15 protein-coding genes and 1 pseudogene are annotated in these 14,326 nt (G+C 70.8%); 9 read left to right on the top strand and 7 right to left on the bottom strand.

The window, feature by feature from the left end:
• Positions 1–19 precede the first annotated feature (19 nt).
• The 6 genes from OKJ99_RS21795 to OKJ99_RS21775 form a co-directional block, all read right to left on the bottom strand.
• The gene (locus OKJ99_RS21795) at positions 20–1,489 is read right to left on the bottom strand and encodes a hypothetical protein (RefSeq protein ID WP_326018817.1); all 1,470 of its coding nucleotides are present in this window, start codon (positions 1,487–1,489) and stop codon (positions 20–22) included.
• Positions 1,490–1,624: 135 nt separating this feature from the next.
• On the bottom strand, positions 1,625–1,705 hold the full coding sequence (locus tag OKJ99_RS43775; protein ID WP_407700742.1) for a putative leader peptide: 81 nt from the start codon (positions 1,703–1,705) through the stop codon (positions 1,625–1,627).
• A gap of 107 nt (positions 1,706–1,812) precedes the next feature.
• Positions 1,813–2,514 (bottom strand): VOC family protein, encoded by a 702-nt coding sequence (locus tag OKJ99_RS21790; protein WP_326018815.1) that lies wholly within the window; start codon positions 2,512–2,514, stop codon positions 1,813–1,815.
• 7 nt (positions 2,515–2,521) lie between these two features.
• Positions 2,522–4,672: a putative bifunctional diguanylate cyclase/phosphodiesterase gene (locus OKJ99_RS21785; RefSeq protein ID WP_326018917.1), complete on the bottom strand. Its 2,151-nt coding sequence runs from the start codon at positions 4,670–4,672 to the stop codon at positions 2,522–2,524.
• An 86-nt stretch (positions 4,673–4,758) separates the two neighbouring features.
• On the bottom strand, positions 4,759–5,574 hold the full coding sequence (locus OKJ99_RS21780; RefSeq protein ID WP_326018813.1) for an SAM-dependent methyltransferase: 816 nt from the start codon (positions 5,572–5,574) through the stop codon (positions 4,759–4,761).
• A gap of 295 nt (positions 5,575–5,869) precedes the next feature.
• The gene (locus OKJ99_RS21775; protein WP_326018811.1) at positions 5,870–6,829 is read right to left on the bottom strand and encodes an SCO0930 family lipoprotein; all 960 of its coding nucleotides are present in this window, start codon (positions 6,827–6,829) and stop codon (positions 5,870–5,872) included.
• 251 nt (positions 6,830–7,080) lie between these two features.
• Between OKJ99_RS21775 and OKJ99_RS21770 the strand changes: the two genes are divergently transcribed.
• The 5 genes from OKJ99_RS21770 (at position 7,081) to OKJ99_RS21750 (ending at position 10,061) form a co-directional block, all read left to right on the top strand.
• Positions 7,081–7,635: a hypothetical protein gene (locus OKJ99_RS21770; RefSeq protein ID WP_326018809.1), complete on the top strand. Its 555-nt coding sequence runs from the start codon at positions 7,081–7,083 to the stop codon at positions 7,633–7,635.
• Between the two features lie 27 nt (positions 7,636–7,662).
• Entirely contained in the window at positions 7,663–8,424 is a 762-nt protein-coding gene (locus OKJ99_RS21765) for a bestrophin-like domain (RefSeq protein ID WP_326018807.1), read from the top strand.
• A 46-nt stretch (positions 8,425–8,470) separates the two neighbouring features.
• Positions 8,471–8,725 (top strand): hypothetical protein, encoded by a 255-nt coding sequence (locus OKJ99_RS21760; RefSeq protein ID WP_326018805.1) that lies wholly within the window; start codon positions 8,471–8,473, stop codon positions 8,723–8,725.
• Positions 8,726–8,866: 141 nt separating this feature from the next.
• Entirely contained in the window at positions 8,867–9,379 is a 513-nt protein-coding gene (locus tag OKJ99_RS21755) for a hypothetical protein (protein ID WP_326018803.1), read from the top strand.
• A 16-nt stretch (positions 9,380–9,395) separates the two neighbouring features.
• Entirely contained in the window at positions 9,396–10,061 is a 666-nt protein-coding gene (locus OKJ99_RS21750; protein WP_326018802.1) for a class F sortase, read from the top strand.
• 7 nt (positions 10,062–10,068) lie between these two features.
• On the opposite strand, the gene OKJ99_RS21745 is transcribed toward OKJ99_RS21750, so the two are convergent.
• A complete protein-coding gene (locus OKJ99_RS21745; RefSeq protein WP_326018800.1) occupies positions 10,069–10,893 on the bottom strand; it encodes a polysaccharide deacetylase family protein in 825 nt (274 codons plus the stop codon).
• Positions 10,894–10,992: 99 nt separating this feature from the next.
• On the opposite strand from OKJ99_RS21745, the gene OKJ99_RS21740 reads away from it, so the two are divergent.
• The 4 genes and pseudogenes from OKJ99_RS21740 to OKJ99_RS21725 all read left to right on the top strand — a co-directional run bounded on the left by OKJ99_RS21740 (position 10,993) and on the right by OKJ99_RS21725 (position 14,319).
• Entirely contained in the window at positions 10,993–11,454 is a 462-nt protein-coding gene (locus OKJ99_RS21740; protein ID WP_326018916.1) for a universal stress protein, read from the top strand.
• Between the two features lie 109 nt (positions 11,455–11,563).
• Positions 11,564–12,985, top strand: a complete 1,422-nt coding sequence (locus OKJ99_RS21735; RefSeq protein WP_326018798.1) for an amino acid permease — start codon at positions 11,564–11,566, stop codon at positions 12,983–12,985.
• Between the two features lie 151 nt (positions 12,986–13,136).
• A pseudogene (locus OKJ99_RS21730) lies at positions 13,137–13,649 on the top strand (sigma-70 family RNA polymerase sigma factor); the annotation flags it as partial.
• A gap of 148 nt (positions 13,650–13,797) precedes the next feature.
• Positions 13,798–14,319: a hypothetical protein gene (locus OKJ99_RS21725; protein ID WP_407700738.1), complete on the top strand. Its 522-nt coding sequence runs from the start codon at positions 13,798–13,800 to the stop codon at positions 14,317–14,319.
• The last annotated feature ends 7 nt before the right edge of the window (positions 14,320–14,326 follow it).

Here is a 14,326-nt window from a genome sequence, read left to right as displayed (position 1 = left end):
CTGCCCCGGACCCCGCGCCTCAATCGCCGGCGGGGCTTGAAGGTGCCCTCACCCGGACCACCCCCGTGATGGTGCCCTGGTAGTAGGTGCCGTTCGGGGCGATTGTGCCGGCCATCTGGAGGCTGTCGAAGAGGGAGCCGATGCCCGTCTGCTTGCTGCGGGTCACCTCGCCGGTGGCGGGGTCGATCTCGGCGTAGCGGTACGGGTCGAGGAGGCTGGTGGAGTCGGTGCCGGGGATCACCGGGTCGCGCAGCACCGTGCGCAGCAGGCCGTCGGCGGTGGACAGGCGGGGCACGGCGGCGGAGCGCAGCGTGTTGTCCCAGACCAGGTCGCAGCCGGAGCCGTCGGCGCGTACGTCGACGCGGCTGAGCCCGCCCTTGAACGCGGCCGAGGACGGTACGGAGTCACCGGCATCGCCGGGCACGGCCGGGTACGGGTAGCCGTACGTGCTGGCCACGAAGACACTGCGGCCCGCCCCGATCGGGGAGTTCTCGCTGCCTGGTCCACCGGCGAGCAGGACCGGCACGGAGCAGACCGGGGCGCCCGTGGCGGTGGCGTACACCTGGAGGCTGACGGTGGTGTCGGCGTTGTCCACGACGGTGAGGTACTCGGTGCCGGTCCTCGGCCCGAAGAACGTGGGGGTGGAGCCGCTGCCCCAGCTCAACTGCCCCGGCTTGCGGGCCTGTCCGCGGTCGTAGGCGCGCCGCCAGGAGATGTGCGGGGTGCCGTCGGAGCCCGCGGTGAGCAGATAGGTGGCGTGGGTGGAGGTGACGGCGGTGCCCTGCGGAGCGGTGGAGATGCTGTTGGAGACGCGCTCGCCCGCGGGCAGTGTCAGCGCGCGGACCGTGCCGGTGCGGTCGTCGGCCGTACCGATGACGCCGCCGCCTGTGGCGAACCAGACGCGCCCCTGCCAGTCGGGGGACAGACCGGTGACGGCGTCGCCCTCGGGGATCTCGGAGGCCAGCGACAGACTCTGGTCGATCCTCAACTGCCAGTCACCTTCGGCGTCACGATGGTGTCCGACGCGCAGCAGGGAACGACTGCCGTCGACGACGGTGAGCCGGTCCCGATCGTCGATGTACGCGTAGACGCCGCCGAGCAACGAGCCCTTGGTCAGGGCGAGTTCGGCCAGCGATTCCCCGGTGTCCGGGTCGAGCAGATGCACGGTGGGGACCTGCCCGAAGATCGGCGTGCACAGGACCACCGGGTAGCCGTCGGAGCCGATGAGCACGGTCGGGCAGGCCGAGGCCAACGCGGTGCGCTCGGCGGTGAGGCCGCCCGCGCCGGGGCCTGCCAGCGGCGTCAGGTCGGAGGAACCGGTGTCGCCGTGCATGGTGGCGGTGCCGTCAGGGCCGGCGTACGGGTTGTGCGGCGGGGCCGGAAGGTACGAGGAGGCGGCGGCCGCGGCGGGCGGCAGGCCGAGGGCGGAGGCGATGAGAAGGGCGGCGGCGAGCGCGGCGGAGGCGCCCGCGGTTCTGCGGGAAGGCATGAGGTCTCCAGGGCAGGGAGCGGCGGCGCGCCGAGGACGGGTGGCGGCGTGCCGCTCAGGGCGCGGCAGAGGAAGCAGAGGAAAGGGTGAGGCGGAAGGGATCGGCGCGCGGGAATCAGCGCTGGGTGCCGACTGTCAGCGCAGGCGACAACAGGCACCGGCGACGCGCACGAGATCGACGTGGAGACGTCGGGTGAGATCGGGTCGCGGAGGCACGAGGGTGATCGAAACAGCCCGCGGGAATCTGGTCAAGAACCGTCCCACAGGGCGGACATGGGCCCCGACGGCAACGGAACCCCGGCGGCTACGGGAGCCCCCCGCGGCTACGGGTCGCGTCGGGTCAGACAGTAGACAGTGCCCACCGGATCCCGCATGACGATCCAGAGCCTGCCGTCACTCACATGACTCGCGCCCAGTCGCTCGTGCCGGGCGCGCACCGCGTCGGCGTCCGCGCAGGCCAGGTCGACATGTGCCGACGGCGGGTCGTCCGTGTCCAGGCGTTGCAGCAGGAGCTGGATCGGGGCCGCCTTCAACAGGCGGAACTCCGGGCTGCGGCACGGGACTTCGGGCCACTGTGTGAGCGCGGACCAGAAGTCGACCTCCGCGTCGTACGCGTCCGGCGCCGTGTCGAGGCACACCTGGTCGAGGCGGTTGCTCGGCTCGGTGGGCGGTGGGACCGTGTGCTCGCCGCGCCATGTGTCCACGCAGAACCGGTGCCCGGCCGGTGAGCGCAGCACTTCGAGGCCGGGTTCCGCGTGCAGCGGGCTCGCGCCGAGGCGGCGGGCCCGCTCGCCCGTGGCCGTCACGTCGTCCACCAGCAGGTCGAGGTGGGTGCCACCGGGGCCGTCCGCCACGCCCTGCACCTTTACGCAGGCGTCGCCCGCCTCGGGGAGCAGCGTCGCGAACTGGCGCCGCTCGCCCCGGAGTTCGGAGGCCTTCGCCCCGGTCGCGCGCGCCCAGAAGGTGCGCGCCGTGTCCAGGGCGGCGTCCGGCCGGTCGAGGAAGGCGTACGCCCAGCGGATCATCCGGTCCTCACCCCGTCGCGTCGGCGAGGGCCAGTTCGTGGAGGCGGTCCGGCGGGCCGGGGCGGGCGTAGTACCAGCCCTGCGCGGTGTCGCAGCCGAGGTGCTTGAGCTGCTCGGCCTGCGCCCCGGTCTCCACGCCCTCGACGGTGACCGAGAGGCCGAGGCTGTGGGCGAGCGAGACGATGCCCTCGACGATCTTCAGGTCGACGGGGTCCGCGGGGTACTGCTGCATGCCCTGGGTGAAGGAGCGGTCCAGTTTGAGGACGTTCACGGGCAGTCGGCGCAGGTTGGCCAGGTTCGAGTAGCCGGTGCCGAAGTCGTCGAGGGCGATGTCGACGCCCATCTCGGAGAGCCGCCTGAGCGGCTTCAGGAGGTCGTCGTCCGCGCCGATCAGGGCCGACTCCGTGACCTCCAGGCACAGCGCGTCCGGTTCGAGACCGAAGCGCTCCAGGATGTCGACGGTGTCCGCGACCAGGCCGGGGTGGGTCAGCTGCATCGGGGACAGGTTGACGTTGATGCGGAACGGGCCCGCCTCCTCGTACCGGTCCTGCCAGACCCTCGCCTGCCGGACCGATTCCTCCAGAACCCAGCGGCCGAGCGGCACGATGAGGCCGGTGTGCTCGGCGAGCGGGATGAAGCGGTCGGGGCCGAGCACGCCGTGCTGCGGGTGCAGCCAGCGGACCAGGGCCTCGGCGCCGCGCACACTGCCGTCGCCCAGGTACACCAGGGGCTGGTACTCGATGAAGAACTCGCCGCGGTCGAGGGCGGCGGGCAGCGCCGTCGTCAGGCCGTGCCGGGTGATGGCGCGGGCGTCGGCCTCGGGGTCGGCCAGCTCGTAGCGGTTGCCGCCCGCGGACTTGGCCCGGTACATCGTGATGTCGGCGCTGCGCAGCACCTCGGCGGGGCTGCGCTCCGCGGCCGGTCCCTCGACGATGCCGACCGAGCCGCGCACGGTCAGCTCGCGCCCGTCGATACGGATGGGTGTGGCCAGGGCGTGCATGATGCGTCCGGCCAGCTCGTCGACCTCGGCCTCGGTGTCCTTGCCGGTGGTCAGGGCCACGAACTCGTCGCCTCCGAGCCGCGCGACCATCTCGCCGGGCCCTGTGGCGCAGGCCTGGAGGCGGTCCGCGACCTCGACGAGGAGCCGGTCGCCCGCCGCGTGGCCGAGGCTGTCGTTGATGGTCTTGAAGCCGTCGAGGTCGAGGTAGCACAGGCCGAAGCGCATGCCCCCGCCCGCGCTGAGCACCTTCTCCAGGCGCTCGAAGAACAGGGTGCGGTTGGGGAGCCCGGTGAGCGCGTCATGGGTGGCTTCGTAGCGCAGCCGCAGGTTCAGCAGGCGGCGCTCGGTCACGTCCTCCATGAGCGCCAGCTGGTACTGGGGAGCGCCGTCCGCGTCGCGCAGCAGCGAGACCGTCAGGTTCGTCCACAGCGCGGTGCCGTCGGGGCGCGAGTAGGCCTTCTCCACCCGGTAGTGCTCGCGCTCGCCCTGCACCAGCTCGTGGTACATGCGCCAGATGTGCGGGGCGTCCTCGGGGTGGGTCAGCTCGTGGGCCCTGCGCTTGAGCAGCTGCTGCCTGCTGCCGCCGAACATCCGCACCATCGTCTCGTTGACCTCGAGGATGGTGCCGTCGAGGTCGGCGATCCCGATGCCGATCGCGGCTCCGTGGAACACCGCGCGGAACTTGGCCTCGCTCGCGTGCAGGGCCTCGGCGACGGCGCTGCGGGCGTCGAGCGCGGCGCGCGATATGGCTTCCTGTTCGGCGCGGGTGCGCTCCCGCAGCGCCGCCGCGAAACCGGCGGCCATCGCGTGCTGGATGCGGACGCAGCGCGAGCGCAGTTCCTCCGCGCGCTCCGCGGAGGGTGCCTCTTCGCCGCAGTGCCGGACGAGATGTGTCTCCACCACGTCGAGGGTGAGGGTGAGTGCCTCGGGGTCGGTGCAGTGGGCGGCGATCAGGGCCGCGCCGACGGCCTGCGCCTCCGCGCCGTCCAGGGCCTGCGCGGCGAGGACGGTGCGCAGCCGGCGTACGAGCGGCACGAGTTCCGCCTCGAACTCGTGCCGGGTCATCGAGGTCGCCGTGACCGGGAAGATCGCCCGGCTCCAGAGCGTGGCGAATCCGCGCACTCTGTCTTCCGGTCCGCCCGACGCCTCACCGTCGATGTCGTCGTCGGTCCGTGCCGGCCTGCCCGTCCGGCCGGCTTTTCCGGCCGCGGGTCCGGGGTTCGTTCCCCGGGAGGATGCAGCAGTCACGCCTTGCGCCCCACTCCCACATAGCCCGCGAAGGTGTACGGGTCCTCGTCCTCTGGGGCGGTGTCGGGCCGCCACACCGGCATCGCCACGATGCCCGGTTCGACCACCTCGTACCCCTTGAAGAACCGTTTGATCTCGTCGCGGTTCCGCATGATCAGCGGATTGCGGACATCGTTTCGATAGACGTCGACCATCCCGTCCGCCCGCTCCGTCTCTATGGGCATGCCCTCATTGGAGGCATGCGTCACAATGAGCAGGCTGCCCGGTGCCAGCGACTCACTGAGTTCGGCCACGGCCGCATACGGGTCGTCGGCCTCCTCGATGAAGTGCAGTACGGCGACGAGGAGAAGTGCCACCGGCCGCTCCAGGTCGAGCAGTTCGCCGACCTCGGGGCTCTCCAGGATCTCCCGCGGCTTGCGGAGGTCCGCCGTGACGACCCCTGTGAGCGGGACGTCCTCGAGGACCACCTTGCTGTGCGCGACGGCGACCGGGTCGTGGTCGACGTACACCACGCTCGCTTCGGGGTTCGCCCGCTGGGCCACCTCGTGCACATTGCCGAACGTCGGGATGCCGGAGCCGATGTCGAGGAACTGCGTGATGCCGAGCTCGGCGGCGTACCGCACGGCCCGGCGCATGAACGCCCGGTTCGCCTGCATGATCTTCGGCAGCCCCGGCAGGAACTCCATGGCCTTGCGGGCGGCCTCCCGGTCGACCTCGAAGTTGTGCGAACCGCCCAGGTAGAAATCGTAGATTCGGGACACACTGGGCACCGAGATGTCGATGCCCTGTGGGGCCCAGGCGGGACGCTGCATCAAGGTCTCCATGGCGTAGGCGTGCCGGTGTTCGAGCCGAGGCTACTGATCCACCGCCAAAGGAGCGAGTCAAAACGGAAATTGACCGTCCGTTCCCGGTCACTGCCTCCGTCACGTGCCAATCGGCAACGATCCGAAACCATACCGAAACCTTCTCTTTCCTCGACGAAAAGAACCGGCCCGCTCCCTCCACACGGCCTGACCTGGCCATGCGGGGAACGGACCGGCGACGAGCCAATTCCGTTGACGACTCTACTGTGAGCGCCTCACCGAACGCGCTGGACCCTCCTGGTTGTTACTTGGGAGCCCCTACCGGCTTTCCATTCGGAGCCGCCGCGTACCAAGTACCTCCTACGCCCTGTCCGTTCGTGTCACCTGGCTTTTTGTCGCCCGAGAAGGTGTAGACGGGCCAGCAGTTCAAGGTCTGCTGCTTGGTTCCGTCGGGCCTTGTGAAGGTCATGTAGCCCTTCAGTGGAATATTCTGCGTGTCGTTCTTCGCAACCGGAGCGAGCGCCGGCCACTTCTCGGCGCAGGCGCCGACACAGTTCGACTTGATGGGCCACGCCGAGTCCTTGAGGAAGCGGTAGACCGTCATGCCGTTCTTGTCGACGACGACCTCGCCGAGCTTCGGGTCGTTGCGCGTGGACAGGCCCTTGAGGTCGGCGGGCTGGGCCCCGGCCTCCTCCTCGGCCTTCTTGTTCGCCTTCTTTCCGTCGGGTGCCGCGGCCCACCAAGTGCCGCCCACGCCCTGGCCCTTGACGTCACCCGCCTTCTTGTCCATCGCGTAGTGGTACATGGGCCAGCCGTCGACCGTCAGCTGCTTCGTGCCGTCGGCGGCGGTGACCTCGCCCAGCAGCGAGTCGTCGACCCCGGGCGCGGCCTTGGCGCCGCTCGCCGGCACGGCCGGCCACGCCTTCAGGCAGGCCGCGTCACAGTTCGACTTGGGCGGCTCGGCGGTGTCCTTGTCGAAGCGGTACAGGGTCATCCCGGCGTTGTCGGTGAGCACCTTGCCGAGTTCCTTGCTGTCCCACGAGGCCAGCTGCCCCGCGGACTTGGCCTTGGCCGCGCTCTTGTCGGTGCTGCCCGAGGAGCCGTAGCCGTCGGAGGACCCGTATCCGCCCTGCGCGTCGGCCGCGCTGCCCACGTTCTGGCCCGTTGCCGCCTGATCGCCCTGATCCTGACCGCACGCCGTCGTCAGCGCCAGCAGGGCCGCAGCTGTCGCTACGAGCGAGGCGCTCCGCCAGGAGGTCTTCATCTCAACTCCCGCACATTGCTTGGGTGTTGTGCGAGCCCGGGTGGGTCGCACATGGCCCTAGGTACGGGCGGCGGTGACGGCTGTGTTCAATGCGGGGGAAGATTTCTTCGGGTGCGGCGGAGGCGTGCGCCGTGGAGCGCAGGGCCCGTAGCAGGCCCGCGCACGCGAGCAAACCCGAATGCTCCCGCGCCCCACCATCGGGCCATTCCGGGCCCGCGTCGGCGTGCCAGGACCCTCCGCTGCTCAGGATCATGGTCGTGCATCCAACCAAGCGCTCCGGATCAGCCCTGGTCACCCGCGTCATCGCGGTGCTCGCCACCGCTTGGCTGTGCGGCGCGCCGAGCGCGGTCGCCTCCGCCGCACCGATCGCCGTCCCGGCCGACAACTGCGCGTACGCCTCCGTCGACGGCGGCTCCTCGGGCGACGCGGTGGCGGTCTCCGGCAGCGGCGTCGTCTGCCGCGCGGGCCCCAGCACTCCCCCGCCGAAGAAGCCCGCGCCCAAGCCTCCGCCTCCCGAGCCGGCACCCCCACCGCCGCCACCGCCCCCTCCGCCGCCTCCTCCGCCGCCACCACCCACACCGACGCCTCCCCCGCTTCCCCCGCTGGCCCCCGAACCGCCACCCGAACCGAAACCGAAGCCGACCCATACGAAGCCCCCGCCCCCCAAACCGAAGCCGGTGCAGTACCCGGCCTACCGCCCCACCGTCCACCGCGCCCCACCGCGCGGCGGCCCGTCCCTGGTCACGCTCACCCTGCTCATCACCGCCCCCGCGGTGCTCGCTGTCGCCGCACTGCGTCCCCGCTGAACTTGTTGAATCTTTGTGGAGCTGTCGATGTCGGAATGGCTTGTTCTCGTCCTCGCGATGCTCGCGGTCTGCGGTGTCGTCCTCGTCGTCCAGGTCCTGCAGCAGCGCAGGATCGGCGATGACGACGACCCGTCCGAGACTCCCGACGTCATCGAGTACATGACGATGATGATCGGCGTGGTCTACGCGATCGTCCTCGGCCTCGCCATCGCGGGCGTCTGGGAGGGCCGCAACGCCGCCCAGGACCACGTACGCAACGAGGCGCAGGCGCTGCACGAGGTCAATGAACGCGTCCGGGTCTACCCGGCGGACGTCCGGGACAACATTCGCGCGGATGTCGACAGGTATGTCAGCCATGTCGTGACGACCGAGTGGGACTCGATGCGCACCAAGGGCGAACTGACCGCGAAGGGCGACGCGCTGCTGAAGACGGTGCGCGAGGACGTCACGGACTTCGAGCCCAAGAGCGACTTCCAGGCGCAGGCCTATCAGCCGCTGCTCGACCAGGTGACGGCCGCCGACGACGCACGGGGCGCGCGCGAGGACTCGACGGGCGCCACGATGCCCGGTGTCGTCTGGTTCGGCCTGATCGCCGGCGCCCTGGTCACCATCGGCATGATCTTCGCGCTGCAGATCAGGCGCACCGCACGCGAGCTGGTCCTCGCCGGGCTCTTCTCGTCCCTGATCGCGTTCCTGCTCTTCCTGATCTGGGACCTCGACGCGCCCTACAGCCGGGGCGTCGCGGCCACGGCGGAGCCGTTCTTGCTGCTGTTCCCGGGAGCCCACTGACCGCTTCCGGCTGCGGTCCGCCCCGGCGCGCCGCACTCTGTGGTGCATGACCCGATGGCACGCCCCGATCGTCGTCCACCCGCCCGCACCGGCGGGTGGGCGGCATGTCTCCGTCCGCGGACAGGCGCTCGGCCTGGCGCACAGCGACGCGGACCTGTCCGAACTGCTGCGCCGCGCCGGGTTCGGCGAGTCGGACGTGACGCTCGACGACCCGCACCTCGTGGAGTGGCGCGGCGCGGGCCCGCACAGGTGGCACACCGGCGGGCCGACGGAGCATCAGCACGGCCCGGACGACACCTGACCGGCCCACACATGTGCCCCGTTCGTACGACACCGATCGCGGCCGTACGGGGGTGTCCTTAGCGTTTCCGGCATCGAGGTGCCTGTCCCCGGCGCGCGGAACCGGTCCGCTGCCGCTCCTCGTGAACCCCGGAGGAACCCCATGCACGCGATACGTGCCGCGTCCGCCACCGTGCTCTCGCTCGCCGCCCTGACCCTGACCGCCCCGTCGGCGCACGCCTCGGACTCGGACTCCGGCTCGTTCCGGCCGAGCCTCTCCCCCACCACGATCGCGGCGGGCGGCAAGGTGACCCTGTCGGTCAGCGGCTGCGAGGGAGAGACCGAGGTGTCGGCCGGGATCTTCGACACCGTCAAGATCGGCCCCGGTGAAGGTCCCCGCACCGTCCCCGTCGACTGGGACGCGAAGCAGGGCGCCGCCTACACCGTGACGTTCGCCTGCGACGGCGGCCAGCCCCGCAGGGTCGACCTCACCATCGCCACCGGCCGCCCCGACTCCTCCCCCAGCCCCGTCCCGCAGGGCGTCAAGGCCGGCATCGGTGGCAGCGCCGGAGGGCTCGACCTGCAGGAGGTCGCCCTTGGTGGCGCCCTGATCGCGGGCGCGCTCGGCACCGTGTACGTGGTGGCCCGCCGCCGCACCGGCGACAAGAGCGCCTGACCCGCCCCGCCTCCCCATGTCGAACTGGCCCTTCGCAGAAGCGGACGAGGAACGGCCGAGAAGGCGCGCCCCCTGGGGTGTGCTCGCGCTGGTGCTGCTCACCGGGCTCGCACTCGTCCGCAGCGGGTCGGGGGAGCTCGACTCCGGGCCGCCGCAGCCCGCGTCCGCCGCGACCGCCGAACGGCGCGCGCCCGAGCCGGCGCGGGCGAAGGCCGCCCGCCCTCTGCCCTTCTCGCCGGTCGACCGGGTCCGCATCCCGGCGATCCGGGTCGACGCCCCGGTGGCGGAGGTAGGCCTGGACGCGGAGGGCTGGATCGACGCGCCGCCGCCGAAGGAGGCGAATCTGGCGGGCTGGTTCACGGGAGCGGCGGCGCCCGGCGAACGGGGCACCGCGGTCGTCGTGGGCCACGTCGACAACGCGCGCGGCCCCGCCGTCTTCTACGGCCTGGGCTCGCTGCGCGAGGGGCACCACGTGGAGATCCGGCGCAAGGACGGCAGGACGGCCGTCTTCCGGGTCTACGGCGTCGAGGTGTTCGCGAAGTCCCGCTTCCCCGGCCGCAAGGTCTACCGCTCGCGCGGCACACCGGAGCTGCGGCTCATCACGTGCGGCGGCCGCTTCTCGAAGAGCGAGGGGTACGAGGGCAATGTCGTGGCGTTCGCGCGCCTGGTGTCGACGCGTTGAGCCCAGGTCACACGCCGTAGGGTCGCGGCACCGTCATCCGGTACCCCGCGTCGAGCAGGCGCGGTAGATAGCTGCGTACGGCGGTGAGTGTCTGGGAGCGGTCGCCGCCCGCGTCGTGGTTGAGCACGATGACACCGGGCGCTGCGCGGTGCACGACCCGGGAGATCACCGTGGGGGCGCCGGGGTTGTCCCAGTCGAGCGAGTCCACGGTCCAGGCCAGGGGCTCCATGCCGAGTTCGGTGCCCAGCTCGAAGACGTTCCGGTTCCACGCCCCGTAGGGCGCCCGGAACCAGAGCGGGGGCTCGCCGACGGTCCGCTCGATGAGCTCCGACGTGCGCTCGATCTCGGCGCGGATCCGCGTCCGGTCCAGCTTCAGCAGCAGCGGGTGTGTCCAGGTGTGGTTGCCGATGACATGTCCTTCGCCGGCCATCCTGCGCAGCAGGTCGGGGCTCTCCCGCGCCCTGTCACCGCACACGAGGAATGTCGCGCGCACGTCGTGCTCGCGCAGGATCCGCAGGATCTCGGGGGTGTACGCGGGGTCGGGTCCGTCGTCGAAGGTGAGTGCCATGGCGCGGTCGCCTGGCTCGGTGTCCAGTCTCAGGACGGGCGCGGTGCGCACCTTCGGGGCGGCGCGCCGCGGACCGCCGGCTCCGGCCATCGGGCGCAGCCGGTACGTGGACGGTTCGCGCACCGGTCGGGCGGCCCCGCCAGCCGGGCCCTGGGCGGCGCGCTGCCGGTCGGCGCCCGTGCAGCCGGTGAGCGCGGCCAGGCCGGCGGCGGTGAAGCCGCGCAGCAACGCGCGCCGTCCCGTGGTGTCCTGATGCTTTGTCATGATTAATGCGTGACACAGCACGCGGTCGCCGCGCACGGAACCACCGGATGGGACGCGGGAAAGCACCTGATCGGCGGCTTCTCGGTTAACCTCTGCCGCGTGACCGAAGAGCAGCCTCATCAGTTCGAACGTGGCACCGACGGACCGAAAGTGATCGTCGTCGGTGTCGACGGCTCCGATTCCTCGTTCCGCGCGGCGGCCTACGCAGGGGGCCTGGCCCGCCGACAGCGGGCACTGCTCGCCGTGGTCTATGTGCAGCCCGTGATGACGGGCGGGGCCGCGCTCGGGGTGCCCGTCGCCGAGACCACCGACGAGATCGCGGAGGGGCTCATCGCCTACATCCGCGAGGCCACGGAGCGGGTCAAGGGCATATACGACGTGCGCTGGGAGTTCCACACCTTCCGCGGCGACCCGTTCAACGGCCTGGTCACGGCCGCCGACGAGCTGAAGGCGGACGCGGTGGTGGTCGGCGCCTCGGAGCAGGCGGGCCACCGCATCGTCGGTTCCGTCGCCGTACGCATGGTGAAGGCGGGCCGCTGGCCGGTCACGGTCGTCCCGTAAACATTTCCCTGGGTGCCGCTACGGCGCTGCCGTCTTCCTTACCTGCTGCCACACGGGCATCATGATCGGCCGTCAGCCGTCGTCGCAGCAGCGAAGAGGTGAGGTCCCCATGGCCGTCCCCCCGAAGATCTCGAGAGGGCAGGGCGTACTGCGCCGCAAGCCCATCGAGCAGATCGAGGACACCGAGTCCGGCGGGAAGCTCACCCGCTCCCTCGGCCTGTGGCAGCTCACCGCGATCGGTGTCGGCGGCATCATCGGCGCGGGCATCTTCACCCTCGCCGGCACCGTCGCCAACGGCACGGCGGGGCCCGCCGTCCTCATCTCGTTCCTCATCGCGGGCGTCGCGAGCGCGGCGGCCGCCCTGTCGTACGCGGAGTTCGCCGGGCTGATCCCGAAGGCCGGGTCCGCGTACACGTACGGCTACGCGGTGCTCGGTGAGCTCGTCGGCTGGTTCATCGGCTGGGACCTGCTCCTGGAGTACACGGCGATCGTCGCGGTCGTCGCGATCGGCATCTCCGGCTACTTCAGCTTCCTGGTGGGCGAGATGGGCGTCGACCTGCCCAACTGGATGCTGGGAGCGCCGGGCACCGGCGGCGGCCACAAGGTCGACCTGTTCGCCGCCGTGCTGTGTCTGCTCATCGCGTGGCTGCTGAACATGGGCATGAAGAACGCGGCCCGCTTCGAGACCTTCGTGGTCATCCTCAAGGTCCTCGTCGTGCTGCTCGTCATCGGCGTCGGTGTCTTCCACATCAACTCGGACAACTACACGCCGTTCTTCCCGTTCGGCGTCAGTGGCGCGTTCACCGGCGCGGCCACGGTCTTCTTCGCGGTCTTCGGCTACGACGCCATGTCGACGGCGGCCGAGGAGTCGAAGGACGCGCAGCGTCACATGCCGAAGGCGATCATCTACTCGCTCATCATCTCGATGGTCCTGTACGTGCTCGCCTGCCTGGTCCTGACCGGCATGCAGAACTACAAGGACATCGACCCGGAGAGCGGCTTCTCGACCGCGTTCAAGTCGGTGGGCCTGAGCGGCCTCGCGGATGTGATCGCGGTGGGCGCGATCATCGGCATCCTCACCGTGATGTTCACGTTCATGCTGGGCGTCACGCGCGTGTGGTTCGCCATGTCGCGCGACGGCCTGCTGCCGAAGTGGTTCGCGAAGACCCACCCGACGCGGCACGTGCCGACCCGCGTGACGTGGATCGTCGGCGTCTGCTCCGCCGCCATCGCCGGTTTCCTGCCGATCGGCGAGGCGGCCGAACTCACCAACATCGGCATCCTGTTGGCGTTCGTCGTGGTCTGCGTCGCGGTGATCGTGCTGCGCTACCGCCAGCCGGAGCTGCCGCGCACCTTCCGCACGCCGGCCATGCCGTTCGTGCCCGCCATCGGGATCGTCTTCTCGATCTGGCTGATCACGTTCCTGCAGTGGCAGACGTGGGTGCGGTTCGCCGTGTGGTTCCTGATCGGTCTGGTCATCTACTTCGGCTACTCCTACAGGAAGTCCGAATTGGCCCGCACATCCGACTGATTCGGCACTGGCGCCGAGGCTCCGCCCGTCCCGCTCACCGCACCGCTCGTCGAGGGCTTCGCCCCGCCCGCCGCAGATCCCCGCGCGTCCCCTGGGCGCGCGGGGCGGCCTGCGTTGCCATACGCCCATGACGACGGCGCTCACGACACACACGACGACGGAGGAGGACCTCGCCCAGGTCCAGCGGGAGCACGGCGGTCCGCTGTTCTCGTTCCTGCTGCGCCTGTGCGACGGTGACGCCCAGCGCGCGGAGGACCTGGTCCAGGAGACGTACGTACGCGCCTGGCAGCATCCCGAGGCCCTCGATCCGCGCTACGAGTCGGTGCGGCCCTGGCTGTTCACGGTCGGGCGGCGGCTCGCCATAGACGCCCGCAGGGCCCGGCTCTCGCGGCCCGCCGAGGTGGGCGATGCCGTCCTGGAGAACGCCCGTGTGTGCGCGGACCACGCGGAGCGTTCGGCGGCCGCGCTCGATGTGCGGGATGCCGTGGCGACCCTCACGCCCGAACACCGTGCCGTCCTGCTGGAGGTCTACTTCAAGGGCGCCAGTGTGGCGGAAGCCGCACAAACGCTCGGCATTCCCTCCGGTACGGTCAAATCCCGTGCGTATTACGCGTTGCGGGCGTTGCGGCGTGTCCTTCCGGGTTACGCATCCGACCTGCGCTGAAACCGAAGGCCGGGTCAAGCATCGGTAAAGCGCCTTGCTCCGCACCCCCTTTCCTCGGTTGAGTAATCCGCTGTCCTCCCCGGTGAGTTGAGACGGGTGGGTCCGGGGGCCGAAAGCAGCACGCGGACCGGAGGAAGGCAGGAAGGCGATGCGGTACGGGAGCGATGAGGGCACGGGCGGCATGTCCGGCGCCGAGGGTGGACCGGGCGGCGGACTCGTCGTCCCCATGGCGTGGTTGTACGCGGAGTACATCGCGGACGAGTTGTTGCGGACCGGCGACCTGATGCCGCCCACGTCCTTCGAGTTCAAGGCGGGGCGTGACGCGCTCGCGCTGACGATCTTCCTGTCCGACGCGGGCGACGAGCTCTCCGGGATCCGCGTCGTGTCCCAGCTGGAGAACTGGCTGTCCCTGACGGCGTACGACCAGCCGTGGCAGGTGTGGGTACGGGACCGCTTCGCGGAGCGGCTGGAGCGGGACGCGAGGGCGCGGCGGCCCTCGCCCGACCTGCTGCTCGCCGAGGCGGCGTGGAGATGGCTGGAGGAGACCGAGCTGCTCGCCCCCGACCTGGACGCGGTGCCCGTGCCGGACGAGGAGGACGGGCCGCAGGTGTGGACACCGGCGTGGCAACTGGGGTTACCGCTCGGACACTTGGCCATCTCACTGTTCTAGGCGTCCG

Origin of the sequence: Streptomyces endophyticus, from assembly GCF_035798155.1 — a bacterium.
In the GTDB taxonomy this organism is placed as follows: domain Bacteria; phylum Actinomycetota; class Actinomycetes; order Streptomycetales; family Streptomycetaceae; genus Streptomyces; species Streptomyces endophyticus.
The sequence above is the reverse complement of the archived record's forward strand: the minus strand, read 5'-3'. Positions and strand labels throughout refer to the sequence as shown.

Excerpts from the sequence above, each read along its gene's own strand:
- OKJ99_RS21795 (WP_326018817.1), bottom strand. The coding sequence starts at position 1,489 with ATGCCTTCCCGCAGAACCGCGGGCGCCTCCGCCGCGCTCGCCGCCGCC.
- OKJ99_RS21790 (WP_326018815.1), bottom strand. The coding sequence starts at position 2,514 with ATGATCCGCTGGGCGTACGCCTTCCTCGACCGGCCGGACGCCGCCCTG.
- OKJ99_RS21780 (WP_326018813.1), bottom strand. The coding sequence starts at position 5,574 with ATGCAGCGTCCCGCCTGGGCCCCACAGGGCATCGACATCTCGGTGCCC.
- OKJ99_RS21775 (WP_326018811.1), bottom strand. The coding sequence starts at position 6,829 with ATGAAGACCTCCTGGCGGAGCGCCTCGCTCGTAGCGACAGCTGCGGCC.
- OKJ99_RS21770 (WP_326018809.1), top strand. The coding sequence starts at position 7,081 with ATGGTCGTGCATCCAACCAAGCGCTCCGGATCAGCCCTGGTCACCCGC.
- OKJ99_RS21765 (WP_326018807.1), top strand. The coding sequence starts at position 7,663 with ATGTCGGAATGGCTTGTTCTCGTCCTCGCGATGCTCGCGGTCTGCGGT.
- OKJ99_RS21760 (WP_326018805.1), top strand. The coding sequence starts at position 8,471 with ATGACCCGATGGCACGCCCCGATCGTCGTCCACCCGCCCGCACCGGCG.
- OKJ99_RS21755 (WP_326018803.1), top strand. The coding sequence starts at position 8,867 with ATGCACGCGATACGTGCCGCGTCCGCCACCGTGCTCTCGCTCGCCGCC.
- OKJ99_RS21750 (WP_326018802.1), top strand. The coding sequence starts at position 9,396 with ATGTCGAACTGGCCCTTCGCAGAAGCGGACGAGGAACGGCCGAGAAGG.
- OKJ99_RS21745 (WP_326018800.1), bottom strand. The coding sequence starts at position 10,893 with ATGACAAAGCATCAGGACACCACGGGACGGCGCGCGTTGCTGCGCGGC.
- OKJ99_RS21735 (WP_326018798.1), top strand. The coding sequence starts at position 11,564 with ATGGCCGTCCCCCCGAAGATCTCGAGAGGGCAGGGCGTACTGCGCCGC.
- OKJ99_RS21725 (WP_407700738.1), top strand. The coding sequence starts at position 13,798 with ATGCGGTACGGGAGCGATGAGGGCACGGGCGGCATGTCCGGCGCCGAG.